The organism is Streptomyces sp. NPDC111507 (assembly GCF_055638955.1).
Genome location: NZ_JBVKBU010000013.1, coordinates 57,378 through 83,047, shown reverse-complemented (window position 1 = coordinate 83,047; position 25,670 = coordinate 57,378). Strand labels below are relative to the sequence as shown.

Here is a 25,670-nt window from a genome sequence, read left to right as displayed (position 1 = left end):
TGACTCAGCGGCCCGTCAGTTCCAACTCCAGCAGCCACTCCACCACTTCGGTGTGATGGCGGGCCCGGCGTGGGTCCGTACCCCAGACGTACAGCCCGTGGCCCGCCACGACGACCGCCGGCATGCGGGGGTCGCGGGCCGCTTCCAGGCGGTCGCCCAGGACCTTCATGTCCTGGCTGTTGGCGATGACGGGGAGGGTGACCTCGACGTCGTGGGCGGGCAGGCCGACGCCCTTGAGCATCTCCAGGTCCCGGAACACGATGCCCCCGGGCTCCCGGCGCCCCATGGCCACGGACGCGACCGTGTGGACGTGGACGACGGCCCCCGCACCCGTGAGCGCGGCCACACGCGCGTGCAGCTCGGCCTCCGCCGACGGCTTCCCGCCCGCGACCGCCGCACCCGAACCGTCCACCAGCACCACGTCGTCGGGCGTGAGTTCGCCCTTGTCGTGCCCGCTCGCGGTGACGGCGAGCCGCAGCGGGTCCCGGCTCAGGACGACGGACAGGTTGCCGGACGTGCCGCGCATCCAGCCGAAGGAGGCGAAGCGGACCGACTCGGCGGCCAGGACCGCGCCCGCCTCCTTGAGGTCGAGGGCGGGCGTCTCGGCGGTCATGTGGTGCTCCTCGCGATGGTGATCTCGTCGAACGTCCCCGCCTGCGGGTGATCGCCGACGCCCTGCTCGTAGTACGGCTCCCCGGGGCGGCGCACCCCCACGGTCCGCCATCCGGCAGCCCGCGCCGCGTCCAGCTCACCCGGCCGGTCGGAGAGGAAGAGCAGCCGGTCGGGCGCGGTGCCCAGCGCCGCCGCGATCGTCTCGTACGACGCCGGTTCCTGCTTGGGCCCCGCGCTCTCCGTGTCGTACAACCCCTCGACGAGCGGCAGCAGATCGCCCTCGGGGCTGGACCGGAACCACGCCCGCTGCGCCGCCACGGACCCCGACGAGTACACGTGCAGCCGTACGCCCGCCGCGTGCCAGGCGCGCAGCGCCGGGACGACGTCCTCGTAGAAGTGCGAGACGAGGTCGCCGCGCGCGAAGCCCTCGGACCAGATGATGCCCTGGAGGGTCTTGAGCGGGGTGGCCTTGCGGTCCTCGTCGAGCCAGCCGTTCAGGGCCTTCTCGACGCGGGCGGCGTCCGCGTCGGGCTCCGCGATCAGCTCCCGCACCTGCGCGGTCGCCCGCGCCACCGCCGGATCACCGCTCCGCTCCGAGAGCAGTGCTCCGAATCGAGAGCGGGAGTACGGGTACAGCACGTCCACGACGAATCCCGTGGCGCTCGTGGTGCCCTCGATGTCGAGCACCACGGCGTCCACGTCGAACCGGAGCGTCACGCCGTGGCCCGGTCGCGCTGGTACCCCGCGTCGATCGTGTCGAAGTCCGGGAAGCGGTCCGCGATCCCGTCACCGGTGAAGTTCCCGACCCAGCCGTCCTCCTCGTGGAAGAACCGGATCGCGGTGAACGACGGCGACGTACCCATGTCGAACCAGTGCGTCGTACCGCGCGGCACCCCCAGCAGGTCGCCCTTCTCGCACAGCACGGCGTGCACCTCGCCGCCGACGTGGAGGTAGAAGATCCCCGACCCCGAGACGAAGAAGCGCACCTCGTCATCGTCGTCGTGCGTGTGCTCCTGGAGGAACTTCGCGCGCGCGGCCTTCGCCTTGGCGGGGTACTCGGGGTCGTCGCTCGGGTGCAGCCCGAGGACGTCGACCGTCGTGAAGCCCTCCTCCGCGTTCAGCTTCTCGATCTCGGCACCGTACGCGGCGAACACCGTGTCGCTGTCCGCGTCCGCGGGCACGTCCTCGCGGACCGGCCACTGCTCGTAGCGCACACCGATCGGCGCGAGCGCGGCGGCGATCTCGGCCGGGTCGGAGGTACGGCGCACCAGCGTCTCGGGTCCCAACTCGGGCCACGTCGTCAGCAGGGTCATGGGAGAAACTCCAAGGAGTGGATGGGGTGTCCGGATACCGAGACTGGCATCGATGCCCGGCCCGGAGTTGAGGTGGGCGGCGTGCAGGAGGCGGGAGAGCCGGTGGTCAGCCGCGACATACCGCGCCGGTGCAGCGGTGCGTCGCTGTCGCGCAGGGTGTCGTCATCGGAAGCCTCACTGTCCAACGTCGTCCGGCGATCGTAACTCCCACCCGTTGATCGGCCGAGTGCGAGAAAGCGGTTGTTCCACATACTGAGAAACGACGTCCAATACTTTGACGGCTGGCTGGAATCGTTCACATGATCTGTCCATGAAGACGCTGCTGCTCGTGCGGCGGCTGTACGTGGACTTGCTCCGGTCGACCACAGCCCGCTGTCGCTGACCTTCCCCCCGGAGCGCTCAACCACGCCCCGCCTTCGGTGCGTTCCCCGTGAACCCGAGGCACCCGCCCGTGTACGAGACGTATGCCGCCCTGGCATGTCTCCTCCCCGGCGCTCCGGACCGGCACTCCCTCTTCGCCCGCTCATTTCTGCTGCGCCCGCTCATTTCTGCTTTCCCAGCCCTGGAGCCCCCATGTCCCGTACCGCCCGCACCCGCGTCCCCCTCGCCGCGCTGTCGCTCGCTTCCGTCTCCGCGCTCTTCCTCGCGGGCTGCTCCCAGTCCTCCAACGCCTCGCGGAGCACCGGCGACCGGGCCGCCTCGGCCGCCGCCGCGACCGGCAGGAAGCCCGCGCCGTTCAGCAAGGGCGACGTGAAGGTGGCCCTGGTCCGGCAGAGCGGCGCCGGCGACTACTTCGAGCAGTGGGGCAACGGCGCCAAGGCGCAGGCCAAGGCCCTCGGCATCGACCTGACCGTGTACGACGCCCAGGCGGACAACGCCAAGCAGGCCACCGACCTGTCCTCGGCCATCAACTCCGGCGCGCAGGCCATCGTCGTCGACCACGGCTTCCCTGCCACGATCCAGCCCGAGATCGACCGGGCGGTGAAGAAGGGCATCAAGGTCGTCGTCTACGACGTCGAGACCACCAACAAGAGCGTCGTCAGCACCAAGCAGGACGACGCGAGCATGGCGCAGGCCGTGCTCGACGTCATGGCGAAGGACCTCGGCAAGAACGCCAAGGTCGGTTACGTCAACGTCGCCGGGTACGCCGCCCTCGACAAGCGCGACAGTGTCTGGAAGAAGACCGCCGACGCCCATGGCTGGAAGCAGGCGTTCAAGGTCGGCAAGGTCACCGACTCCACCGCCACCGACAACGTTCCCCTGGTGTCCGCCGCGCTCACCCAGAACTCCGACGTGACCGGCGTCTTCGCCCCCTACGACGAACTCGCCAAGGGCACCGTCCTCGCCGTCCAGAACAAGAGGCTCCAGGGCAAGGTGAAGGTCTTCGGCGCGGACGTCTCCAACGCCGACATCCAGAACATGACCGCCGAGGACAGCCCGTGGGTCGCCACGGCGGGCACCGACCCGTCCGCGGTCGGCGCCGCGGTGGTCCGTACGGCCGCCCTGGAACTGGCCGGTCAGCTGAACATCACCTCGGTCGAGTTCCCGGCCGTCGCCATCACCCAGGACTTCCTGAAGCAGAACAAGATCGAGAACATGGACCAGCTGCGCACGGCGCTGCCCGCGCTGAACCTCTCCAAGGTCAGCACCGCGGACTGGATTCCCAATGTCGCCCACTGACGCTCCGGTGGAGAGCGCGGCGGTCGCCCTCCGCGACGTCAGCATGGCCTTCGGGGGCAAGACGGTGCTCGCCTCCGTCTCCCTCGACATCGCGCCGGGCAGCGTCGTCGCGCTGCTCGGCGCGAACGGCGCGGGCAAGTCCACCCTCATCAAGATCCTCTCCGGCGTGCACACGGAGCACGGCGGCCGGGTGAGCGTGAACGGCGTGCCCGCCACGCTCCACTCCCCGCTCGCCGCCCGCCAGTTGGGCATCCAGACGGTGCACCAGCGCATCGGCGAGGGCATCGTTCCCGGCCTCTCGGTCGCCGAGAACCTGGTCTTCGAGGAACTGGCCCAGACGCGCGGCAACCCGTTCCTGAGCGGACGCCGGACGCTGGCCCGGGCCCGTGAGATCCAGTCGGCCCTCGACCTCGCCTGGAGCGACGCCGTGCTGCGGCGGGACGTCACCGAACTCGGCATCTCCGACCGCCAGTTGCTGATCCTGGCCCGGGCCCTGGCGACCCGGCCCCGCCTCCTCGTCCTCGACGAGCCGACCTCCGCACTCTCCGCCGCCGAGGCGGAGCGCCTGTTCGCGCTCGTCGAGCGGATGCGGTCGGAGGGCATCGCGGTGCTCTACGTCTCCCACCGCCTCGGCGAGATCGACGCGCTCGCCGACCGCCTGGTCGTCCTGCGGGACGGCCGTCTCACCGAGGACCAGGTCAAGCCCTTCGACTGGGACAGCGCCATGCTCGCCCAGGCCCAGGAGACGACCACCGCTCGGCCGCGGCACACGGGCGAACACGGCGAGGTCGTTCTCTCCCTGCGCGGCGTTCCGTTCCTGGCCGGCCACCCGCCCCAGGACCTCGACCTGCGCACCGGCGAAGTCACCGGCGTCGTCGGGCTGCTGGGCGCGGGCAAGACCGAACTGGCCCGCGGCCTCTTCGGCGCCGAACCCTTCACCGGGGGAGCCGTCGAGCTGGACGGGAAGCCCTACGAGCCGCGCCGCCCGGCCGACGCCATCCGCGGCGGCATCCACCTGGTCCCGGAGGACCGGCACACGGACGCGCTGGTCCCCGGCTGGTCGGTGGCCCAGAACATCTCCCTGCCGTTCCTCAGGTCGCTCTCCACGGTGGGACTCGTGAGCCGCTCCAAGGAGGACGCGCTCGGCCGCGCCACCATCGAGCAGCTCGGTGTCGTCGCCCGGGACGAACACAGCACCGTCGAGGAGCTGTCGGGCGGCAACCAGCAGAAGGTCGTCGTCGGCCGCTGGCTCGCCGAGAACCCCCGCGTCCTCATCCTGGACGAACCGTTCCGAGGAGTGGACATCGGCGCCCGCCGCGACATCGGCCGCCGCGCCCGCGCGCTGGCCGCCGAAGGGGCGGCCGTCCTCGTGCTGTCCGCCGACGTCGACGAGATCCTCGAGATCGCCGACCGGGTCGTCGTGCTGGCCGCGGGCGAGATCCGCCTCGACGCGTACGGGGAAGACGCGAAGCGCGACCGCGTGATCCAGACCATCTCGGCGTCCGTCTGATGCCCGGCACACCAGGAAGCACGCCATGACCACCACCCAGAGCACCTCCGTGCCGACGGCGGCCCCGTCCGCACCCGCCGTCGCCCACCGGATCCAGAACGCCGTCATCAAGTACGGCTTCATCTTCGTCACCGTCACGCTCTTCGCGTACTTCGCGATCAGCGAGCCGTCCTTCCGCGACTCGGCGACGCTCCTCGACACCCTCCGGTACGTCTCCGTCGCCGCCATCCTCGGTCTCGGCGTCACGCTCACCATGGCCGTCGGCGGAATGGACATGTCGGTCGGCGCCGTCGCCGGCCTCGGCGTCACGGTCGCCGCGAAGACGATGGTCACCTACAACCAGGTCGGCACGGTCGCGATCCTCGCGGTCGTCGCGGCGGGCGCCCTGGCCGGGTTGCTGAACGCCCTGCTGATCGTCGTCCTCAAGATCCCCGACATGCTCGCCACGCTCGGCACCATGTTCGTGATCCAGGGCACCAAACTCATCCTGGTCGACGGCCAGTCCATCACCCCCGGCATGACCCGGTCCGACGGGACCACCGCGCCCGGCAGGTTCACCGAGGGCTTCCTGCGCATCGACCGCGGCACCTTCCTCGGCGTACCCGTCTCGGTGCTGATCTTCGGCGCCCTGACCGTCGTCGCCTGGGTGTTCCTGGCCCGCACCCGCTGGGGGCGCGTGCTGTACGCGATCGGCGCCAACCCCGAGGCCTCGCGGCTGGCCGGCATCCGCGTCGGCGCGTACCGGGCGCTCGCCTACGTCCTCTCCGGCGTCCTCGCCTCCATCGGCGGCCTGATCCTGGCCTCCCGCATCGGCCAGGGCGATGTCTCCGCCGGTACCTCCCAGCTGCTCGAAGCCGTCGCCGTCGCCCTCGTCGGCACCTCCGTCCTCGGCCGGGGCCGCCCCAACGTCTGGGGCACGGCCCTCGGCGCCGTCCTGATCGGGATCATCACCACGGGTCTGACCATCGAGGGACTGCCGTACTACACACAGGACGTCGTCGAGGGCGCGGTCCTCATCCTCGCCCTGGTCTTCAGCTTCACCCTGTCCAAGCGCCGCACCGCATAAGGGAGTTACGAGTCGATGGGCTACCGCATCCTGGAGACCGAGGACATCGCCGGCTATCTGCGCGAGCGCGGCCACTGGGGCACCGACGAGCCGGAGGTCCGCGAGGTCTCCGACGGCAACATGAACCGCGTCTTCCTCGTCACCGCCACCGACGGCACCCGGGGCCTCGCCGTCAAGCAGGCCCTGCCCTGGGTGCGGGTCGCGGGCCCCTCCTGGCCGATGAGCCCCGAGCGCGCCGACGCCGAGGCCCGCGCCTATGAGCAGGTCGCCAAGGTCGCCCCGGACAAGATCCCGGCGATCCACGGCTACGACTCCGACAACTACGCCCTCGTCATGGAGGACATGTCCGACCTGGAGGTGCTGCGCACGCTCCTCGACGAGGGCGGCGCCTACGGCCCGGACACCTCCCGCCGTATCGGCGAGTTCGTCGCCCAGCTCTCCTTCGCCACCAGCGACTTCGGTATGCCCTCCGCCGAGCGCAAGGCGCTGATCGCGGCCTCCGTCAGCCCCGAGCTGTGCAAGATCACCGAGGACGTCGTGCTCAGCGAGCCGTACCTCGAACACGAGCACAACCACTGGCACCCCGGCCTCGACGACCTCGCCGCCGCCTTCCGCTCCGACCCCCGGCTGCGCACCGAGGTCGCCGAACTGCGCCACCTCTTCATGACCGGCGCGCAGGCCCTGCTCCACGGCGATCTGCACACCGGCAGCATCATGGTCGGCGCGCGCCAGGGCGCCCCGGTGGTACGGGTCTTCGACCCCGAGTTCTCCTTCGTCGGCCCGATCGGCTTCGACCTCGGCCTGTACTGGGCGAACACGCTCGTCTCCGCGGCCCGCGCGGACGCGCTCGGCGTCGAGGGCGACCACGGCGACCAACTCCGCCTCTCCTGGGACGCGTTCAGGACGGAGTTCCGCCGCCTGTGGCCGACCCGTGTCGACACCTTCTTCGACGACGCCTTCCTCGACCGCTTCCTGGACCGCGTCTGGACGGAGTCCCTGGGCTTCGCCGGCGCGGAGATCGTCCGCCGCATCATCGGCTTCGCCCACCTCACCGACCTCACCACCCTGCCGGACCCGGTACCCGCCTCCCGGCGCGCGCTCCTCCTCGGGCGCGAACTGATGGTGCGTCGCGACGAGTTGACGTCACCCGAGGAGGTCGAGGCGCTCCTGCGCTGACGGGCCGCCGACCCGCCGTCCGACACCGGCGAGCCGTCGTTGCAGCCGCCGGTGGCGGAAGTCGTAGTACGCGCCCGACCGCCGCAGCACACCCCGCCGGTGGGCCGCGTCGAGGAAGCCCATGAGCCGCCAGGGCGCGCGCCCGGTCACGGCGAGCCAGACCCGGGTGACCAGGAAGCGTCCCCAGGCGCCGAGTGCCAGGGCGGTGACGCCGACCGGGATCCACAGCTGGGCCCCGGCGGTGGCGAGGCCGCCCCAGCCGTGGGAGAGCAGGACGACCGGCAGGCAGACGACCGCCGTCAGCAGGGCCGCGATGCCACCGCGCGCGAGGGAGGCGGTCCGGTCGGTGCGCAGTGTGCTGTGCGGTCCGGCCGCGCGCAGTACGTCGGAGGGCGCGCTCAACGCCCGGTAGACACCGCGGACGCACCCGCCGCCTAGGCCGACCAGCAGGCCCGAGGCGACGATCGCCGGCAGACAGCGGGCGGCGACACCCAGCGCCGGGCCCCGGGTGAGCCAGGCACGGGCCTCGCCCGGCAGCACGGACCGCATGTTCGCCGCGTACGCCACCGTGCCGCCCGCGCCGGCGGGGCAGCGCCACGAACGCCTCCACCACGGCGTCGAGCAGGCGCCCGCCGTGCCGAGGGGTGGGAACCGCCGCCCCTGGCGGATGTTCTCCGGACGGTCCGCGAGCCGCCGGTCGGCGGGGCCCACCGCACGTCCAGCGGCCCGGGGTCCTGGAGCGCGCGCCGCCGCGCCTCGGCCGCCCACTGCTCCCGCACCGCCTCGTCGCGCGCGTCGGCGGCCCGGCGGCGTACCTCGACGGCCGGCCGCGGCGCGTCCGCGTTGTCGCGCAGCGCGTCCCCGAGGAAGGCGGCCACCGACACGACGGCGGCGATCACGGAGACGAGCACACCCGCGGTGTTCTCGTCGCGCGCGTCACGCACCACGGCCGCCAGTGCCACGAGCGCCGCCGCGCACACCCCGAAGACCGCGCGCCGCCGCATCCGCGCACGCAGAAGGGCGGCTCCCCCCGTGGGAGCCGCCCCTCAAACCGATCGGATCATCCGCTCAGGATCCGATCACTTCCTTGTCACTTCTTGTCGAGCAGGTCCTGCACCTTGCCGCGGACCTCGTCCGTGGCGAGCCCGCGGATCGTCAGCGTCGTACGGCGGCGCAGCACGTCGTCCGTCGTCTCCGCCCACTCGTGGTCGCGGGCCCACACGACCTGCGCCCAGATCTCCGGGGCGTCCGGGTGGACGCGCTCGCCGAGCTCCGGGTTCTCGTTCGCCAGGCGCGCGATGTCGAAGGCCAGCGAACCGTAGTGCGTCGCCAGGTGCTTGGCGGTGTCGGCACCCATACGGGGGCCGGGCGCCGGGCCGTCGACGAGCAGCCGGTGGGCGACCGCGCGCGGGTTGGCGACACCGGGCAGCGGCAGCTTCTTCGGCAGCTCGGAGATCGGCTCGAAGTCCTCGCCCAGCGGGCGGCCCGGCAGCGACTCCAGCTTCTTCATGACCGTACGGCCGATGTGCCGGAAGGTGGTCCACTTGCCGCCCGCGACGGACAGCATCCCGCCACGGCCCTCCGTGACGACCGTCTCGCGCTTGGCCTTCGAGGTGTCGCCGGGGCCGCCGGGCAGCACCCGCAGACCGGCGAAGGAGTACGTGATCAGATCACGGGAGAGCTGCTGGTCGCGTATGGAGAACGCGGCCTCGTCCAGGATCTGGGCCGTGTCCTTCTCGTTGACCGCGACGTCCGCCGGGTCGCCCTCGTACTCCTCGTCGGTCGTGCCGAGCAGCAGCATGTCCTCCCAGGGGAGGGCGAAGGTGATGCGGTACTTGTCGATCGGGGTGGCGAGCGCGGCCTTCCAGGGGGAGGTGCGCTTGAGAACCAGGTGCGCGCCCTTGGACAGGCGGATGGACGGCGCCGCGTTCGGGTCCTCCATCCTGCGCAGGTGGTCGACCCAGGGACCGGTGGCGTTGAGGACGAGGTGAGCGTTGACGCCGAACTCCGCGCCGTTCGTACCGTCCTTGAGGTCCGCGCCCGTGACCCGGCCCTTGGTGAAGCGCAGGCCGGTCACCTCCGCGTGGTTGAGCACGACCGCGCCCGCCTCGACGGCCGCGCGGACCGTCATCAGCGCCATGCGCGCGTCGTTCATCTGGTCGTCGCCGTACACGGCCACGGCCTTGAGGTTCTCGGTGCGCAGCTCCGGCACGTCCTGCTGCGCCTTGGCCGGCGAGAGCAGGTGGCCGACGCCGTCCCCGAACGCCGACAGTGCGGAGTAGGCGAAGACGCCCGCCCCGAGCTTCGCCGCGCCGTGCGGCCCGCCCTTGTACACGGGGAGGTAGAACGTGAGCGGGTTCGCCAGGTGGGGGGCCACCTGACGGGAGACCGCACGGCGCTCGAAGTGGTTCTCCGCCACCAGCTTCACCGCGCCGGTCTGCAGGTAGCGCAGACCGCCGTGGAGCAGCTTGGAGGAGGCGGAGGAGGTGGCGCCGGCGAAGTCGCCGGCGTCGACCAGAGCCACCCGCAGACCGGACTGCGCGGCGTGCCAGGCGGTGGAGATGCCCAGGATGCCGCCGCCGATCACGAGAAGGTCGTACGTCGCCTTGGAGAGCTGCTCCCGGGTCTCGGCGCGGCTCGGGTTGGAGCCGGAGGCCGGGTGCGTACCCAGGGCAGGCACGGTCTGCAGGGTGGACTGACTGGTCATTGCGGGTTCTTACTCCTCGTCAGTTCTCGTCTTCGATCCAGCCCATGGTCCGCTCCACGGCCTTGAGCCAGCTCTTGTACTCACGGTCGCGGATCTCCGCGTCCATGTTGGGGGTCCATTCCGCGGCCCGGCGCCAGTTGGCGCGCAGGTCCTCGGTGTTGGTCCAGAAGCCGACGGCGAGGCCGGCGGCGTAGGCGGCGCCGAGGCAGGTGGTCTCGGCGACCATCGGGCGCACCACGGGGGCGTCCAGGACGTCGGCCAGGGTCTGCATCAGCAGGTTGTTGGAGGTCATGCCGCCGTCGACCTTGAGGGCCGTGAGCTCGACGCCGGAGTCCTTCGTCATGGCGTCGGTGATCTCACGGGTCTGCCAGGCGGTGGCCTCCAGGACGGCGCGCGCGATGTGCGCCTTGGTGACGTACCGGGTCAGACCGGCGATCACGCCGCGGGCGTCGGAGCGCCAGTACGGGGCGAACAGCCCGGAGAAGGCCGGTACGAAGTAGGCGCCGCCGTTGTCCTCGACCGAGGACGCGAGCGTCTCGATCTCGGCGGCGGACTTGATCAGGCCCATCTGGTCGCGCATCCACTGCACCAGCGAACCGGTGACGGCGATGGAGCCCTCGAGGGCGTAGACCGGGGCCTGGTCCCCGATGCGGTAGCCGACCGTGGTCAGCAGGCCCGAGTACGAGTTGATGATCTTGTCACCGGTGTTCATCAGCATGAACGTGCCGGTGCCGTACGTGGACTTGGCCTCGCCCTCGGAGAAGCAGGTCTGGCCGAACAGGGCCGCCTGCTGGTCGCCGAGCGCGGAGGCGACCGGGATGCCGCCGAGCAGCTCGCCGAGCCGGCCGCCGGTCACCTCGCCGTACACCTCGGCGGAGGAGCGGATCTCCGGCAGCATGGCCAGCGGGACGCCGATGGACTCGGCGATCTTGTCGTCCCACGCCAGGGTGTGCAGGTTCATCAGCATGGTGCGGGAGGCGTTGGTGACGTCGGTGACGTGGTGACCGCCGTTCGCACCGCCCGTCAGGTTCCAGATGACCCAGGTGTCCATGGTGCCGAAGAGGATGTCCCCGGCCTCGGCGCGCTCGCGCAGGCCCTCGACGTTGTCGAGCAGCCAGCGGGCCTTGGGACCGGCGAAGTAGGACGCGAGCGGCAGGCCGGTCTCGCGGCGGAAGCGGTCCTGGCCCACGTTGCGGCCGAGCTCCTTGCAGAGCGCGTCGGTGCGGGTGTCCTGCCAGACGATGGCGTTGTGGACGGGCTCACCGGTGTTCTTGTCCCACAGCACGGTGGTCTCGCGCTGGTTGGTGATGCCGATGGCCTTGATGTCGTCGCGGGTGATGCCCGCCTTCTCGATGGCCCCGGCCACCACTTCCTGGACGTTGGTCCAGATCTCGGCGGCGTTGTGCTCGACCCAGCCCGGCTTCGGGAAGATCTGCTCGTGCTCCTTCTGGTCGACGGAGACGATGCGTCCGTCGCGGTCGAAGACGATGCAGCGGCTGGACGTGGTGCCCTGGTCGATCGCGGCGATGAAGGGGCCGGCGGTGTGTGCGTCGGTCACGGTGTGCTCCTGAAGGTTCCGTATGAAAGGGGCTGGCTCACGGATTACTGCTCACGGCCTGACGGCGTATTGCTCACGGCTCGGAAAACCTTGCGGTTCAAGGAGGGCCCGAGGCCCGAAGGCCTCGGATCTTTAAGCAAAGGCGACGTTGTACAGGCCTGCAGCGATCGCACCGCCGATCAGCGGACCGACGACCGGGACCCAGGCGTAGCTCCAGTCGGAGCCGCCCTTGTTGGGCAGGGGGAGCAGTGCGTGCACGATGCGCGGGCCGAGGTCACGGGCCGGGTTGATCGCGTAGCCGGTGGGTCCACCGAGGGAGAGGCCGATGGAGACAACCACCAGCGCGGTGATCAGGGCGCCCAGGGGGCCGAGGCCGTTGCCCTTGTCGTTGAGACCTTGCGTGAGGACCGCGAGCACCAGCACGACGGTGGCGATGATCTCCGTGGCGAGGTTCTGCACCGCGTTGCGGATCTCGGGGCCGGTGGAGAAGATACCGAGCACGGGGCCGGCGCCCTTCTCCTCCGCCTCGACGGCCTTGGAACCAGCGGCCTGCGCGTCCGCCCCCACGATGTCGGGATCGGTCAGGTGCGCGTGGAACTGTCCGTAGTACACGACCCAGACCAGCGTGGCGCCGATCATCGCGCCGAGCAGCTGGCCGCCCCAGTACACCGGCAGGTTGTTCCAGCCGCCGTCCTTGATGGTCAGCGCCAGCGTCACGGCCGGGTTCAGGTGTGCGCCGGACAGCGGCGCGGAGGTGTAGACCGCCGTGAGGACCGCGAAGCCCCACCCGAAGGCGATGGCGAGCCAGCCGGCGTTTCTGGCCTTGGAGGCCTTCAGCGTGACGGCGGCACAGACGCCACCGCCGAGCAGGATGAGTATGGCGGTACCTATGGTCTCGCCGATGAAGATGTCGGAGCTGGACACCCGCGACTCCTTTGTCCTTCGTCCAGGGGAAGGCGAACCCCGGGTCCCTCCGGTGGTTCGCGCCCTCGGGGGTGAGGGCGATGCCGGCCCATGGCGTTGTCACACTCTAACGCGTATTGCCGGTAGGTGTTCGACAATGCCGACCGATGGACGGGAGTCTTGCTCCGGGGTTACCAGCTCGTCAAGAGTTCCGTTATCGAAAACACGATCGTTATTGATCGCCGTGAGTTATCGATCTTGAGGGGGCTCGGGAAGTCGGCGCGCACACGTCAAAGGGGCCGGTACGTCGGAGACGTACCGGCCTGCTGTCGTACGGGGATCGTCCTTCGGGGGGTCAGAACCGCCCGGCTCCCAGGTCCCGGGAGACCGCGCGGGCGCAGTCCCGCACCGCCGCGATCAGCTCGGGGCGCAGCTCGCCGTCCCGGCAGATCCGCTCCACGGCTCCCGTGATGCCCACCGCGCCCACCGGCATGCGCCGCCGGTTGTGGATGGGTGCCGCGACCGAGGCGACGCCCGTCCATGTCTCCTCGACGTCGTCGGCGTACCCGCGCGCGCGGGTCAGGTCGAGGACTCCCTCGAACTGCTCCGGTTCGACCGTCGTGCGGGCCGTGAACGTCTTCCGCTCGGCCTCCAGGACCTCGCTGTGCGCCACCGGGTCGTAGGCCGACAGGACCTTGCCCAGGGCCGTGGAGTGCAGCGGCTGCATGGCCCCGACCTCCAGCACCTGACGGCTGTCGTCGGGCCGGAACACGTGGTGCACGATCAGTACGCCATGTTGGTGCAGCACACCGAGGTAGACGCTCTCGCCGCTGGAGCGGGCCAGGTCGTCGGTCCACACCAGCGCCCGCGCGCGCAGCTCGTGCACGTCGAGATAGGTGGTGCCGAGCCGCAGCAGCTCGGCGCCCAGCTGGTAGCGCCCCGAGACGCTGTCCTGTTCGACGAAGCCCTCCTGCTGGAGGGTGCGCAGTATGCCGTGGGCCGTGCCCTTGGCCAGGCCCAGCGAGGAGGCGATGTCGGACAGGCCGAGCTGCCGCTCGCCGCCCGCGAGGAGCCGCAGCATCGCCGCCGCCCGTTCGAGCGACTGGATGTTCCGTGCCATCGCCGTGCTGCCTCCGTCCCCTTCGACCGACAGCGTTGCTCCTCCGCTACCGCCGTTCGGCAATGTCGAACACTACCGTTCGTTGCCGAGCTCCCGCTAATGGGTCGTCGCAACGTGTTCGGTCTGTCTTAACACCCCGGACGCTCCCGCCACGCCCGTCCGCCCCGTGGACGGCCCTGACCCTGCGACGGTGCTCGGGCTACCCTGACGGCGTGCGCCTTCCATGGGAAGCGCAAAGCCGACAGCCGTCGCACTTCAGGGAGCACCTTCATGGCTTCGTTGCCGAACCCGTCCCTTTCGTCCGAGCTTGCCGAGAACCGGACCCGCATCGCCGCCCTCCGGGAGGCGCTCGCCGAGCGTGTCGTGGTGGCCGACGGCGCGATGGGCACCATGTTGCAGGCGCAGGATCCGACGCTGGAGGACTTCGAGAACCTCGAGGGCTGCAACGAGATTCTGAACATCACCCGCCCCGACATCGTCCGTTCCGTCCACGAGGCCTACTTCGAGGTGGGCGTGGACTGTGTCGAGACGAACACCTTCGGCGCCAACCACTCGGCCATGGCCGAGTACGAGATCTCCGAGCGCGTGCACGAGCTGTCCGAGGCGGGCGCCCGCATCGCCCGCGAGGTGGCCGACGAGTTCGCCGGCCGCGACGGCCGCCGGCGGTGGGTGCTGGGCTCCATCGGCCCCGGTACGAAGTTGCCGACCCTCGGCCACATCGGCTTCCACACGCTGCGCGACGGCTTCCAGGCGAACGCCGAGGGCCTGATCGCCGGCGGCGCGGACGCCCTGATCGTCGAGACCACCCAGGACCTCCTCCAGACCAAGTCGTCCATCCTCGGCGCCCGCCGGGCCCTGGACGCGCTCGGGGCCGACCTGCCGCTGCTGGTCTCCCTCGCCTTCGAGACGACCGGCACGATGCTGCTGGGCTCGGAGATCGGCGCCGCGCTGACCGCGCTGGAGCCGCTGGGCATCGACATGATCGGCCTGAACTGCTCCACCGGCCCCGCCGAGATGAGCGAGCACCTGCGCTACCTCGCCCGCCACTCCCGCATCCCGCTGCTGTGCATGCCGAACGCCGGGCTGCCCATCCTCACCAAGGACGGGGCGTACTTCCCGCTGACCCCGCCCGAGATGGCGGACGCGCAGGAGACCTTCGTCCAGCAGTACGGCCTGTCCCTGGTCGGAGGCTGCTGCGGCAGCACCCCCGAGCACCTGCGCCAGGTCGTCGAGCGCGTGCGCGGGATGGCACCGACGCAGCGGCGCCCCCAGCCGGAGCCGGGTGCCGCCTCCCTCTACCAGACCGTCGCGTTCCGCCAGGACACCGCGTACATGGCGATCGGCGAGCGCACCAACGCCAACGGCTCGAAGAAGTTCCGCGAGGCCATGCTGGAGGCCCGCTGGGACGACTGTGTGGAGATGGCCCGCGACCAGATCCGCGAGGGCGCCCACATGCTCGACCTGTGCGTCGACTACGTCGGCCGGGACGGCGTCGCGGACATGCGGGAGCTCGCCGGACGCTTCGCCACCGCCTCCACGCTGCCCATCGTGCTGGACTCCACCGAGGTCGGCGTCCTGCGCGCCGGCTTGGAGAAGCTCGGCGGCCGGGCCGTCATCAACTCCGTCAACTACGAGGACGGCGACGGCCCCGAGTCCCGCTTCGCCAAGGTCACCCGGTTGGCGCAGGAGCACGGCGCGGCGCTGATCGCGCTGACCATCGACGAGGAGGGCCAGGCCCGTACCGTCGAGACCAAGGTCGCCATCGCCGAACGGCTCATCGAGGACCTGACGACGAACTGGGGCATCCACGAGTCGGACATCCTCATCGACGCCCTGACCTTCACTATCTGCACCGGCCAGGAGGAGTCCCGCAAGGACGGCATCGCCACCATCGAGGCGATCCGCGAGCTCAAGCGCCGCCGCCCCGACGTGCAGACCACGCTGGGCCTGTCGAACATCTCCTTCGGTCTCAACCCGGCGGCCCGCATCCTGCTCAACTCGGTCTTCCTCGACGAGTGCGTCAAGGCGGGCCTGGACTCGGCGATCGTGCACGCGTCGAAGATCCTGCCGATCGCCCGCTTCACCGAGGAAGAGGTCCAGACAGCCCTGGACCTGATCCACGACCGCCGCGCCGAGGGCTACGACCCCCTCCAGAAGCTGATGGCACTGTTCGAGGGCGCCACCACCAAGTCGCTCAAGGCGGGCAAGGCCGAGGAACTGGCCGCGCTGCCCCTGGACGAGCGACTCAAGCGGCGCATCATCGACGGCGAGAAGAACGGCCTCGAGGCCGACCTCGCCGAGGCCCTCCAGACCCGCCCCGCCCTCGACATCGTCAACGAGACGCTGCTCGACGGCATGAAGGTGGTCGGCGAGCTGTTCGGCTCCGGCCAGATGCAGCTGCCGTTCGTGCTCCAGTCCGCCGAGGTCATGAAGTCCGCGGTCGCCTACCTCGAACCGCACATGGAGAAGTCGGACGCCGAGGGCAAGGGCACCATCGTGCTGGCGACCGTGCGCGGCGACGTGCACGACATCGGCAAGAACCTCGTCGACATCATCCTGTCGAACAACGGCTACAACGTCGTCAACCTGGGCATCAAGCAGCCGGTCTCCGCGATCCTGGACGCGGCCGCGGAACACCGGGCCGACGTCATCGGCATGTCGGGCCTGCTGGTCAAGTCCACGGTGATCATGAAGGAGAACCTGGAGGAGCTCAACCAGCGCGGTCTGTCCGCCGATTACCCGGTCATCCTCGGCGGCGCCGCCCTGACGAGGGCGTACGTGGAGCAGGATCTGTACGAGATCTACGAGGGCGAAGTCCGCTATGCCCGGGACGCGTTCGAGGGCCTGCGCCTGATGGACGCGCTCATCGGGGTCAAGCGGGGCGTGCCGGGAGCCGTACTGCCGGAGCTCAAGCAGCGCCGGGTGCGGGCCGCCGCCCCGACGGTCGTCGAGGAGCGCCCGGAGGAGGGCCACGTCCGCTCGGACGTCGCCGTCGACAACCCGGTGCCCACGCCGCCCTTCTGGGGCACCCGTGTCATCAAGGGCATCCAGCTCAAGGAGTACGCCTCCTGGCTGGACGAGGGCGCGCTGTTCAAGGGCCAGTGGGGCCTGAAGCAGGCCCGTGCGGGCGACGGACCGACGTACGAGGAACTCGTCGAGACCGAGGGCCGGCCCCGGCTGCGCGGACTGCTGGACAAGCTCCAGACCGACAACCTGCTCGAAGCGGCCGTCGTCTACGGCTACTTCCCCTGTGTGTCCAAGGACGACGACCTGATCATCCTGGACGAAGAGGGCAACGAGCGCACCCGCTTCACCTTCCCGCGCCAGCGCCGCGGACGGCGGCTGTGCCTGGCCGACTTCTTCCGGCCCGAGGAGTCCGGCGAGCGGGACGTCGTCGGCCTCCAGGTCGTCACAGTCGGCTCCCGCATCGGTGAGGAGACGGCCAAGCTCTTCGAGGCGAACTCCTACCGCGACTACCTCGAACTGCACGGCCTGTCCGTGCAGCTGGCCGAAGCCCTCGCCGAGTACTGGCACGCCCGCGTCCGCTCCGAGCTCGGCTTCGCCGGTGACGACCCCTCGGCCATCGAGGACATGTTCGACCTCAAGTACCGCGGTGCCCGTTTCTCCCTCGGCTACGGCGCCTGCCCCGACCTGGAGGACCGCGCCAAGATCGCCCGGCTCCTGGAGCCCGAGCGCATCGGCGTCCACCTCTCGGAGGAGTTCCAGCTGCACCCCGAGCAGTCCACGGACGCGATCGTGATCCACCACCCGGAGGCGAAGTACTTCAACGCGAGGTGACCCGGCGCGAGGCGCGTCGGAGGGCCCCCTCATAACCAACAGGCGTTTCACCTGACGCCGTCGTACACTGGACGGTCCACAGCAGGCCGGTTCCCCCTGAGGGAACCGGCCTTCTCGTCCCTCAAGGAGGTGCGCCAGGATGACCACTACGGTTCCCGCGCTCGGTACCCGTACGGCCGAAGGCTCAGCGCTGCAGGCCGTGCTCCTGGACATGGACGGCACCCTGGTGGACACCGAGGGGTTCTGGTGGGACGTCGAGGTCGAGATCTTCCGGACGCTCGGGCACTCCCTCGACGACTCCTGGCGTCATGTGGTGGTCGGCGGACCCATGACCCGCAGCGCGGGTTTCCTGATCGAGGCCACCGGGGCCGACATCACGCTCGGCGAGCTCACGGTGCTGCTCAACGACGGTTTCGAGGACCGTATCGACCGGGCGCTGCCGCTGATGCCGGGGGCGGCCAGACTCCTCGCGGAGCTCGCCGCGCACGAGATCCCCACCGCCCTGGTCTCCGCCTCGCACCGGCGCATCATCGACCGTGTTCTGGCCTCCCTGGGGCCCCAGTACTTCGCGCTGACCGTCGCGGGCGACGAGGTGGAACGGACCAAGCCCTTCCCCGACCCGTATCTGCTGGCGGCGTCCGGACTCGGCGCCGAACCGGCCCGGTGCGCCGTCATCGAGGACACCGCCACGGGCGTCGCCGCCGCGGAGGCCGCGGGCTGCCACGTGGTCGCCGTCCCCTCCGTCGCGCCGATCGCCCCCGCCGTCCGGCGCACGGTCGTGACCTCCCTGGAAGAGGTCGACCTGCCTTTTCTCCGTGGGCTGATGACGGAAATGCGCTAGGCGTTCACCCAGCGTGCGTAACCGAATGTGCCGATAACCCCTGCGTATCCGCAGGTAAGGGCCCCGGACCTGCCGCGGGAAATTGATTCCGGGGCCGGATGGCCGAATTCCGGTACTCGCCCATCGAGTTGGCAGTGTGAGGTTCGTCACTTGATGGGGGGTCGACATTCGGCCTGTCCTGTGCCGTAACCCCCCTTTCGGGGGTGGTCGGAGTGCCCTTGTGTCCCGATTGGTGGAACGCTGCACGAATCCTTCCGCTGTCGGGTTATCGGTGCGTCCGCGCCCGGTTTCGCAGCGTGATGGGAACTCAACTCCGGTCTCTGCGGGCCGTCCTGGTGGTGCGGACTAATGTCGTCGCGAGAACCTCGCCATAACCCCGGTGACTCGCCCGCACCACCCCTGCATGGCGGGTACACGGACACGACAGCTCTGGAGAAACTCGAGCATGAACCGCAAGACTTTGGTGCTGCCGGCCGTTGTCGGCTTGCTCGCCCCGGTGCTCGCCGCGTGTGGCGGTTCCGACAGCGGGGGAAGCGGCGGCGACGCGATCGTCGTGGGCACCACGGACCGGTTCACCGCATCGAAGGATGCCCCGGCTCCTCTCGACCCGGCGTACGCGTACGACGTCGGCACCTGGAACATCCTGCGCCAGACCGTACAGACGCTGATGGTCCAGCCCCGCGGTGACGGCGACCCCCAGCCCGAGGCTGCCGAGAGCTGCGGTTTCACCGACTCCGGCAACGAGCGCTACGCCTGCACGCTGCGCGACGGACTGAAGTTCGCGAGCGGTGACCCGATCACCGCCAAGGACGTGAAGTTCTCGATCGACCGCGCGATGTCGCTCAAGGCCGACAGCGGTGTGTTCGCGCTGCTGTCCACCGTCGACACCGTGGAGACGCAGGGCGACCGTCAGGTGATCTTCCACCTGAAGACCGCGGACGCCACCTTCCCGTTCAAGCTGTCGACCCCGGTCGCCGGCATCGTGAACCCGAAGGACTACGAGAAGGGCAAGCTGCGCGACGGCTTCGCCGTCGACGGCTCCGGCCCGTACACGCTCCAGGCCGACGTCAAGAACGACGAGGCCGTCAAGATCACCTTCACCAAGAACCCGAACTACAAGGGTCTGTTGAAGCCGAAGAACGACAAGGCCGAGATTCGCTCCTTCGAGAGCGCCGACGCCATGAGCGCCGCGCTCGACAAGGGCGACATCGACCTCATGACCCGTGCGATGACGCCGGAGCAGATCAACAAGCTCGGCGCCGCCGGTGCGACCGGCAAGGTCAACCTGGTCGAGATGCCCGGCCTCGAGATCCGCTACCTCGGCTTCAACACCGACGACCCGTCGGTGAAGAACAAGGCCGTCCGCCAGGCCATGGCCGAGGTGATCAACCGCGGCGAGCTCGTCTCCAAGGTGTACGGCTCCCAGGCCGAGCCGCTGTTCTCGATGGTCCCGGCCACCATCACGGGTCACTCCAACTCGTTCTTCAACAAGTACGGCGACCCGAGCGTCTCCAAGGCCACCACGACGCTGAACAAGGCCGGCATCACCACTCCGGTGAAGCTCACCCTGCACTACACGACCGACCACTACGGCTCGGCCACCGCGAAGGAGTTCGAGGTGCTGAAGCAGCAGCTCAACTCCAGCGGCCTGTTCAGTGTCGAGATCAAGGGCGAGCCCTGGACGACGTTCCGCCCGGCCGAGAAGAAGAACGAGTACCAGGTCTACGGCATGGGATGGTTCCCCGACTTCCCGGACGCCGACAACTACCTGGCGCCGTTCCTCGACAAGGACAACACCCTCGGCTCCCCGTACGTGAACTCCACGATCCGCGGCACGCTGATCCCGGAGTCCCGCCGCGAGGCCGACCGTCTCACCGCGTCGAAGAGCCTCACCGACATCCAGGACAAGGTGGCCGACGACGTACCGCTCCTGCCGCTGTGGCAGGGCAAGCAGTACATCGCCGCGCGGGACGACATCACGGGCACCGAGTGGGCGCTCAACTCGTCCTCCACGCTTCAGCTGTGGGAGCTCGGCCGCGGTGTGAGCGGCTGACCGGTCCTTCTCAGGGCGCCGGGTCCTACGGGCCCGGCGCCCGACCGCACGACCCGGCGCCCGCTCCATGTGGCGTCCCAGAGAAACAATGACAAGGCACCTCCTCGTGAACATGCGCAACCAGTGGCCAGTCCTGTCCGTCGCGACGGGGCTGGCCGTCGGTCTGCTCGCCGGCTGCGGCTCGCAGACGAGCGACACCGGCAGTACCGGCTCCGCCCTGGTGATGGGGATGTCCGACGACGTCCTGGCCACCGACCCCGCTTCCGGCTACGACCCGGGATCCTGGCTGTTGTTCAACAACGTCTTCCAGTCGTTGCTGAGCTTCCCCAACGGTGGCACGGAGCCGGCTCCCGAGGCGGCCAAGGAGTGCGCGTTCTCGGACGCCACGACCAAGGTCTACACGTGCACGCTCCAGGACGGCCTGAAGTTCAGCAACGGTGACGCCCTCACCTCCGAGGACGTCAAGTTCTCCTTCGACCGCATTCTGAAGATCGACGACGCCTCCGGCCCGGCCGTCATGTTCCCCATGCTCGACACGGTCCAGACCCCGGACGCGAAGACCGTCGTCTTCAGGCTGAAGTACGCCGACGCCACCTTCCCCAGCAAGATCGCCTCCGGCGCCGGCTCGATCGTGGACCACCGGCAGTACGCGGACAACGGGCTGCGCAGGGACAACCAGGCGGTCGGCTCGGGCCCGTACAAGCTGGACTCCTTCGGCAAGGACCAGGCCGTCTTCTCGGTCAACGACAGCTACAAGGGCACCGCCAAGGTGAAGAACTCCGGCATCACGCTGAAGTTCTTCCACGGCGACCAGACCGCTCTGAAGAAGGCGCTGCTGAACCACCAGGTCGACATCGCCTACCGAGGTCTCGCCGCCGACGACATCGCGGACATCAGCAACGACACCTCCACCGGCAGGGGCGTCAACGTCGTCGAGGGCACCAGCGCCGAGGTCCAGCACATGGTCTTCAACATGGACGACCCGGTCGCGGGCAAGCTCGGCGTGCGCAAGGCCATCGCCTATCTGCTCGACCGCGAGGCCCTGGTCAACAAGGTCTACGAGGACACCGCGACGCCGCTGTACTCGATCGTCCCGGCCGGTGTCACCGGCCACACCACGGCCTTCTTCGACCGCTACGGCGCCCGTCCGTCGAGGACGAAGGCCGCCGCAGCGCTCCGGGCCGAAGGCATCACTGGCAAGGTCAGGCTCACGCTCTGGTCGACCCCCTCGCGCTACGGCCCCGCCACCGACCAGGAGTTCAAGGCGATCGCCCAGCAGCTCAACGCCAGCGGGCTGTTCGACGCGACCGTGAAGTCCGTCGCGTACGACCAGTACGAGAAGGACATCGCCAAGGGCAAGTACGGCGTCTATGTGAAGGGCTGGGTGCCCGACTACCCGGACCCCGACAACTTCACGGCCCCCTTCTTCGGCAAGGGCAACGTGCTGGGCAACCACTACTCGAACAGCACGATCACCGGGCGGCTCATCCCGAAGACGGCCGCCCAGAGCGACCGCTCCTCGACCGACACCGAGTACGGCAAGATCCAGAGCATCGTGGCCGAGGACCTCCCGGTCCTCCCGATCTGGCAGGCCAAGCAGTACGCGATCGTGCGGGACAACGTCTACGGCCTCGAGAACTGCCTCGACGCCTCGACGGTGTTCCGCTTCTGGGAGATCAGCAAGGACTGACTCCACCAGCGCCGGTACCGACGCCGAGGGCGCCCTCTTCGTGGAAGGGGCGCCCTCGGTCGTGCTCCTGGGACCCTCGGCCGAGCTCCTGGGGGAGTGGACGGCGTCCGGGGGTCACTGCTGTGCGCCCGGGCGCACCAAACCGCTCTCGTACGCGTACACCGCGGCCTGCACCCGGTCGCGCAGCCCCAACTTGGTGAGCACGTGGCCCACATGCGTCTTGACGGTGGTCTCGCTGACGAACAGGTCGGCGGCGATCTCCGCGTTCGACAGGCCGCGCGCCACCAGCTTCAGCACCTCGACCTCCCGCTCGGTCAGGGTGTGCAGCGTGTCGGGCACCGGCTCGTCGCCCGACGGCAGATGCCCCGCGTACTTGTCGAGAAGCCGGCGGGTGATGCTCGGCGCGAGCATCGCCTCGCCCGCGGCGACCACTCGGATCGCCTGCACCAGCTCATTGGCCGGCGCGTCCTTGAGGAGGAAGCCGCTGGCCCCGGCGCGCAGTGCCTCCACCACGTACTCGTCGAGGTCGAAGGTCGTCAGGACGAGCACCTTGGCCGGCCCGTCCCGTCCCGGCCCGGTGATCTGCCGGGTCGCCTCCACCCCGTCCATCCTCGGCATACGGATGTCCATCAGAACCACATCGGGCTGCAGCGCACGTACCTGATCCAGTGCCTGCAGACCGTCACCGGCCTCGCCGACGACCGCGATGTCCTGCTCCGCCTCCAGAATCATCCGGAAGCCGGTACGCAGCAGCGGCTGGTCGTCGACCAGTAGGACGCGGATGGCCACGCAAGTCTCCTTGGGTCTGTCCGGCGGACCAGGCCGGAGGTGAGCAACAACGCCGGACAGGCCCTAGTCCCGCCCCATTCTGCCCTGCTCGGCGACGCCGGAATCCGGCGCCCTGACCGGCAGCGGGTAAGGCGGGGGAGTACCGCCGAATTCCGGACAAACCGCTTGGTGGTCGCACCAGCCGCAGAGCTTGGTGGGCCTCGGTCGCCAGTCGCCCGTCTCGGTGGCCTCCTGGATCGCCTCCCACAAGGCGAGCAGTTTGCGCTCGACCCGCTCCAGGTCCTCGACCATCGGGTCGTACGTCACCACGTCGCCGCTGCCGAGGTAGACGAGCTGGAGCCGGCGCGGGACCACCTGCTTCAGCCGCCACACCACCAGGGCGTAGAACTTCATCTGGAACAGCGCACCCTCGGCGTACTCCGGCCGCGGCGCCTTGCCCGTCTTGTAGTCGACGATCCGGACCTCGCCCGTCGGGGCCACGTCGACGCGGTCGATGATGCCGCGCAGCTTCAGCCCGGAGTCGAGTCGGGCCTCGACGGACAGCTCACGCTCGGCGGGCTCCAGCCGCGTCGGGTCCTCGAGACTGAACCAGCGCTCCACCAGCTGCTCGGCCTCGCCGAGCCAGCGCGTCAACCGCTCGCCCTCGGGATCGTCGGCGAACAGCTCCACGACCTCCGGCCGCGTCTCGCGCAGCCGGTCCCACTGCCCCGGAATGAGTGACTTGGCGCGCGGAGCCGTGCGCTCCGCCGCCGGGGCGTCGAAAAGGCGCTCCAGCACCGCGTGGACCAGCGTGCCGCGGGTGGCCGCCTCGCTCGGCTTCTCGGGGAGTCTGTCGATCACCCGGAACCGGTAGAGCAACGGGCACTGCATGAAGTCGCCCGCCCGTGAGGGCGACAGTGAGCTCGGAGCCAGGGCCCGGCGGGCCGCGGGAACCGCCGACGCGTCCGTCGCTTCGGCCACGGCGGCTTCGGCCACGGCGGCTTCGGCCGTGACGGCTTCGGTCGGCTCGGGCGGCACGGCGCCCCCGGTGCTGGTTTCCATGTCCACAGACCTTACGGCCCGCCACTGACAGTGAGTGCACGGTCGGGGCTTGTGCGCGCTTGTGCGACGGAGCGGAAAACAGAGGGGGTGCCGGGGCGGAACGCGTCGCGACGGACGCATACCATCGACCCAGACCCTCCTGCTTCGCATGATCGGGAGCGGGAGACGCTTCGAACGAGGGGACATCGTGGACGAGAGCGGCGGGAGCGGGCAGCCGCGGTCCGGCACCGACGAAGCGACCGAGCGCCACGGGGAGCAGCGGGCCTCCTCGGCCCCGGCCGCGGATGCCACGCGCCCCGGACCGGAGCGCCCCGAGCACCCCACCGGGCCGACACCACCCACGGCCCCGGGCACCTCCGAGGCCGCCCCGTCCCCCGACCGGCCCCACGACCCCACCGACTCCGCCCGCGCGGCCGCGACGCGCAGCGACCCTTCGAGCGGGGCCGAGGACGGGGCCGAGGTGCCCGGCGCTTCCTCGGACCAGGTCGAGGCACCCGCCGGTTCCGGTTCCCCGGACGAGGCCGGGTCGTCCGCCCAGGACGCGTCCCACGGCTCCTCCGCCGGAAGCCACCCGCACCCCGAGCCCGAACCCCCCCGAACCCTCGCCCACTCCGGAAGCGGCACCGGTACCGGCAAGCGGCAGCCCCCGCGTCGTGGCCGGGAGCCCGGTGGCGGGCTGCTGATGGGGCGGCCGTTCGGTGTGCCCGTGTACGTGGCGCCCAGCTGGTTCCTCGTGGCCGCGCTGATCACCTGGGTGTTCGGCGGCCAGCTCGACCGCGTGCTGCCCGAACTCGGCGCCCTGCGCTACCTCGTGTCCCTCTTCTTCGCGGTCGCCTTCTACGCCTCCGTCCTCGTCCACGAGCTGGCCCACACGGTCGCCGCCCTGCGCTTCAAACTGCCGGTGCGCCGGATCCAGCTGCAGTTCTTCGGCGGTGTCTCGGAGATCGAGAAGGAGGCCGAGACCCCGGGCCGTGAGTTCGTGCTGTCCTTCGTCGGACCACTGCTCTCCCTCGTCCTCTCGGGCCTCTTCTACCTCGCCATGCTGGCCGTCGAGCCCGGCACGGTCCCCGGTGTGCTGCTGGCCGGCCTGATGATCTCCAACCTCATCGTGGCCGCCTTCAACCTGCTCCCCGGCCTGCCCCTGGACGGCGGCCGCATGCTCCGCGCCGTCGTCTGGAAGATCACCGGCAGGCCGATGAGCGGCACGATCGCCGCCGCCTGGGTCGGCCGCGCCCTCGCCGTCTCCGTACTGATCGGGCTGCCCCTACTCACCCAGTCCGGAGCGCTCGGCGCCACCCAGGACAACATCGGCGGCATGGACACGGTCACCGACGCCCTGCTCGCCGCGATCCTCGCCGCGATCATCTGGACCGGCGCCGGCAACAGCCTCCGCATGGCCCGTCTGCGCGAACACCTGCCCGAGCTGCGCGCCCGCTCACTCACCCGGCGCGCGGTCCCGGTCGAGACCAGCACCCCGCTCTCGGAGGCGCTGCGCCGTGCCAACGAAGCAGGCGCCCGCGCCCTGGTCGTCGTCGACGCCGACGGCGAACCGCTCTCCCTCGTCCGCGAGGCCGCCATCGTCGGCGTACCGGAGCACCGCCGCCCCTGGGTCGCCGTCAGCGGCCTCGCCCAGGACCTCACCGACGGCATGCGCGTCTCCGCGGAGCTCGCCGGCGAGGCCCTCCTGGACACCCTCCGTGCCACCCCGGCGACCGAGTACCTGGTGGTGGAGGATTCGGGCGAGATCTACGGAGTCCTCTCGGCGGCAGACGTCGAGCGAGCCTTCGTCAAGGCCATGGCCCGCCCGTCCTGA

At 70.1% G+C, this 25,670-nt stretch carries 19 protein-coding genes; 9 read left to right on the top strand and 10 right to left on the bottom strand.

Annotated features, from left to right (window positions below; all coding sequences use genetic code 11):
* Positions 1–4: 4 nt before the first annotated feature.
* The 3 genes from mtnB to ACZ7M2_RS37540 are packed head-to-tail and all read right to left on the bottom strand — an operon-like array spanning position 5 to position 1,925.
* Positions 5–613, bottom strand: coding sequence for a methylthioribulose 1-phosphate dehydratase (mtnB, locus tag ACZ7M2_RS37550; protein ID WP_471599085.1), 609 nt, complete (start codon positions 611–613; stop codon positions 5–7).
* Entirely contained in the window at positions 610–1,329 is a 720-nt protein-coding gene (gene mtnC / locus ACZ7M2_RS37545) for an acireductone synthase (RefSeq protein WP_471599084.1), read from the bottom strand. Before mtnC ends, mtnB begins: the two co-directional genes overlap by 4 nt.
* A complete protein-coding gene (locus ACZ7M2_RS37540) occupies positions 1,326–1,925 on the bottom strand; it encodes a 1,2-dihydroxy-3-keto-5-methylthiopentene dioxygenase (protein ID WP_471599083.1) in 600 nt (199 codons plus the stop codon). The genes mtnC and ACZ7M2_RS37540 overlap by 4 nt, the downstream gene beginning before the upstream one ends.
* Before the next feature lie 573 nt (positions 1,926–2,498).
* Between ACZ7M2_RS37540 and ACZ7M2_RS37535 the strand changes: the two genes are divergently transcribed.
* Genes ACZ7M2_RS37535 through mtnK form a run of 4 tightly spaced genes read left to right on the top strand, consistent with a single transcriptional unit; the run spans position 2,499 to position 7,357 of the window.
* Positions 2,499–3,605 carry a substrate-binding domain-containing protein gene (locus tag ACZ7M2_RS37535; protein WP_471599082.1) on the top strand — a complete coding sequence of 369 codons (1,107 nt, stop codon included), beginning with the start codon at positions 2,499–2,501 and terminating at the stop codon, positions 3,603–3,605.
* Positions 3,592–5,115: a sugar ABC transporter ATP-binding protein gene (locus ACZ7M2_RS37530; protein WP_471599081.1), complete on the top strand. Its 1,524-nt coding sequence runs from the start codon at positions 3,592–3,594 to the stop codon at positions 5,113–5,115. Before ACZ7M2_RS37535 ends, ACZ7M2_RS37530 begins: the two co-directional genes overlap by 14 nt.
* 25 nt (positions 5,116–5,140) lie before the next feature.
* A complete protein-coding gene (locus ACZ7M2_RS37525; RefSeq protein WP_352052360.1) occupies positions 5,141–6,181 on the top strand; it encodes an ABC transporter permease in 1,041 nt (346 codons plus the stop codon).
* Between the two features lie 15 nt (positions 6,182–6,196).
* Entirely contained in the window at positions 6,197–7,357 is a 1,161-nt protein-coding gene (gene mtnK / locus ACZ7M2_RS37520; protein ID WP_471599080.1) for an S-methyl-5-thioribose kinase, read from the top strand.
* On the opposite strand, the gene ACZ7M2_RS37515 is transcribed toward mtnK, so the two are convergent.
* The 5 genes from ACZ7M2_RS37515 to ACZ7M2_RS37495 form a co-directional block, all read right to left on the bottom strand.
* Positions 7,325–8,068 carry a hypothetical protein gene (locus ACZ7M2_RS37515; protein WP_471599079.1) on the bottom strand — a complete coding sequence of 248 codons (744 nt, stop codon included), beginning with the start codon at positions 8,066–8,068 and terminating at the stop codon, positions 7,325–7,327. The genes mtnK and ACZ7M2_RS37515 overlap by 33 nt on opposite strands.
* A gap of 379 nt (positions 8,069–8,447) precedes the next feature.
* Entirely contained in the window at positions 8,448–10,064 is a 1,617-nt protein-coding gene (locus ACZ7M2_RS37510; protein ID WP_352052357.1) for a glycerol-3-phosphate dehydrogenase/oxidase, read from the bottom strand.
* A 19-nt stretch (positions 10,065–10,083) separates the two neighbouring features.
* Positions 10,084–11,622, bottom strand: coding sequence for a glycerol kinase GlpK (glpK, locus tag ACZ7M2_RS37505; protein ID WP_095855569.1), 1,539 nt, complete (start codon positions 11,620–11,622; stop codon positions 10,084–10,086).
* Positions 11,623–11,754: 132 nt separating this feature from the next.
* Positions 11,755–12,546, bottom strand: coding sequence for an MIP/aquaporin family protein (locus ACZ7M2_RS37500; protein WP_352052356.1), 792 nt, complete (start codon positions 12,544–12,546; stop codon positions 11,755–11,757).
* 334 nt (positions 12,547–12,880) lie between these two features.
* On the bottom strand, positions 12,881–13,645 hold the full coding sequence (locus ACZ7M2_RS37495; protein ID WP_067365314.1) for an IclR family transcriptional regulator: 765 nt from the start codon (positions 13,643–13,645) through the stop codon (positions 12,881–12,883).
* 270 nt (positions 13,646–13,915) lie between these two features.
* On the opposite strand from ACZ7M2_RS37495, the gene metH reads away from it, so the two are divergent.
* From metH to ACZ7M2_RS37475, 4 genes are all read left to right on the top strand, one after another.
* Positions 13,916–17,443 carry a methionine synthase gene (metH, locus tag ACZ7M2_RS37490; protein WP_471599078.1) on the top strand — a complete coding sequence of 1,176 codons (3,528 nt, stop codon included), beginning with the start codon at positions 13,916–13,918 and terminating at the stop codon, positions 17,441–17,443.
* A gap of 139 nt (positions 17,444–17,582) precedes the next feature.
* Positions 17,583–18,284: an HAD family hydrolase gene (locus ACZ7M2_RS37485; protein WP_471599077.1), complete on the top strand. Its 702-nt coding sequence runs from the start codon at positions 17,583–17,585 to the stop codon at positions 18,282–18,284.
* A 445-nt stretch (positions 18,285–18,729) separates the two neighbouring features.
* Positions 18,730–20,337: an ABC transporter substrate-binding protein gene (locus tag ACZ7M2_RS37480; protein ID WP_471599076.1), complete on the top strand. Its 1,608-nt coding sequence runs from the start codon at positions 18,730–18,732 to the stop codon at positions 20,335–20,337.
* A 106-nt stretch (positions 20,338–20,443) separates the two neighbouring features.
* Positions 20,444–22,027: an ABC transporter substrate-binding protein gene (locus tag ACZ7M2_RS37475; RefSeq protein ID WP_471599075.1), complete on the top strand. Its 1,584-nt coding sequence runs from the start codon at positions 20,444–20,446 to the stop codon at positions 22,025–22,027.
* 114 nt (positions 22,028–22,141) lie between these two features.
* Here ACZ7M2_RS37475 and ACZ7M2_RS37470 read toward each other — a convergent pair whose 3' ends face one another.
* Together ACZ7M2_RS37470 and ACZ7M2_RS37465 are read right to left on the bottom strand one after the other, a co-directional pair.
* Positions 22,142–22,816, bottom strand: a complete 675-nt coding sequence (locus ACZ7M2_RS37470; protein ID WP_075027695.1) for a response regulator — start codon at positions 22,814–22,816, stop codon at positions 22,142–22,144.
* A gap of 63 nt (positions 22,817–22,879) precedes the next feature.
* Entirely contained in the window at positions 22,880–23,857 is a 978-nt protein-coding gene (locus tag ACZ7M2_RS37465; protein ID WP_471599074.1) for a RecB family exonuclease, read from the bottom strand.
* 187 nt (positions 23,858–24,044) lie between these two features.
* Between ACZ7M2_RS37465 and ACZ7M2_RS37460 the strand changes: the two genes are divergently transcribed.
* Entirely contained in the window at positions 24,045–25,670 is a 1,626-nt protein-coding gene (locus ACZ7M2_RS37460) for a site-2 protease family protein (RefSeq protein ID WP_471599073.1), read from the top strand.

Coding starts and splice junctions, on each gene's coding strand:
- ACZ7M2_RS37485 (WP_471599077.1), top strand. CDS start 17,583: ATGACCACTACGGTTCCCGCGCTCGGTACCCGTACGGCCGAAGGCTCA.
- ACZ7M2_RS37510 (WP_352052357.1), bottom strand. CDS start 10,064: ATGACCAGTCAGTCCACCCTGCAGACCGTGCCTGCCCTGGGTACGCAC.
- ACZ7M2_RS37525 (WP_352052360.1), top strand. CDS start 5,141: ATGACCACCACCCAGAGCACCTCCGTGCCGACGGCGGCCCCGTCCGCA.
- ACZ7M2_RS37495 (WP_067365314.1), bottom strand. CDS start 13,645: ATGGCACGGAACATCCAGTCGCTCGAACGGGCGGCGGCGATGCTGCGG.
- mtnB (WP_471599085.1), bottom strand. CDS start 613: ATGACCGCCGAGACGCCCGCCCTCGACCTCAAGGAGGCGGGCGCGGTC.
- metH (WP_471599078.1), top strand. CDS start 13,916: ATGGCTTCGTTGCCGAACCCGTCCCTTTCGTCCGAGCTTGCCGAGAAC.
- ACZ7M2_RS37535 (WP_471599082.1), top strand. CDS start 2,499: ATGTCCCGTACCGCCCGCACCCGCGTCCCCCTCGCCGCGCTGTCGCTC.
- mtnK (WP_471599080.1), top strand. CDS start 6,197: ATGGGCTACCGCATCCTGGAGACCGAGGACATCGCCGGCTATCTGCGC.
- ACZ7M2_RS37465 (WP_471599074.1), bottom strand. CDS start 23,857: ATGGAAACCAGCACCGGGGGCGCCGTGCCGCCCGAGCCGACCGAAGCC.
- ACZ7M2_RS37480 (WP_471599076.1), top strand. CDS start 18,730: ATGAACCGCAAGACTTTGGTGCTGCCGGCCGTTGTCGGCTTGCTCGCC.
- ACZ7M2_RS37540 (WP_471599083.1), bottom strand. CDS start 1,925: ATGACCCTGCTGACGACGTGGCCCGAGTTGGGACCCGAGACGCTGGTG.
- ACZ7M2_RS37530 (WP_471599081.1), top strand. CDS start 3,592: ATGTCGCCCACTGACGCTCCGGTGGAGAGCGCGGCGGTCGCCCTCCGC.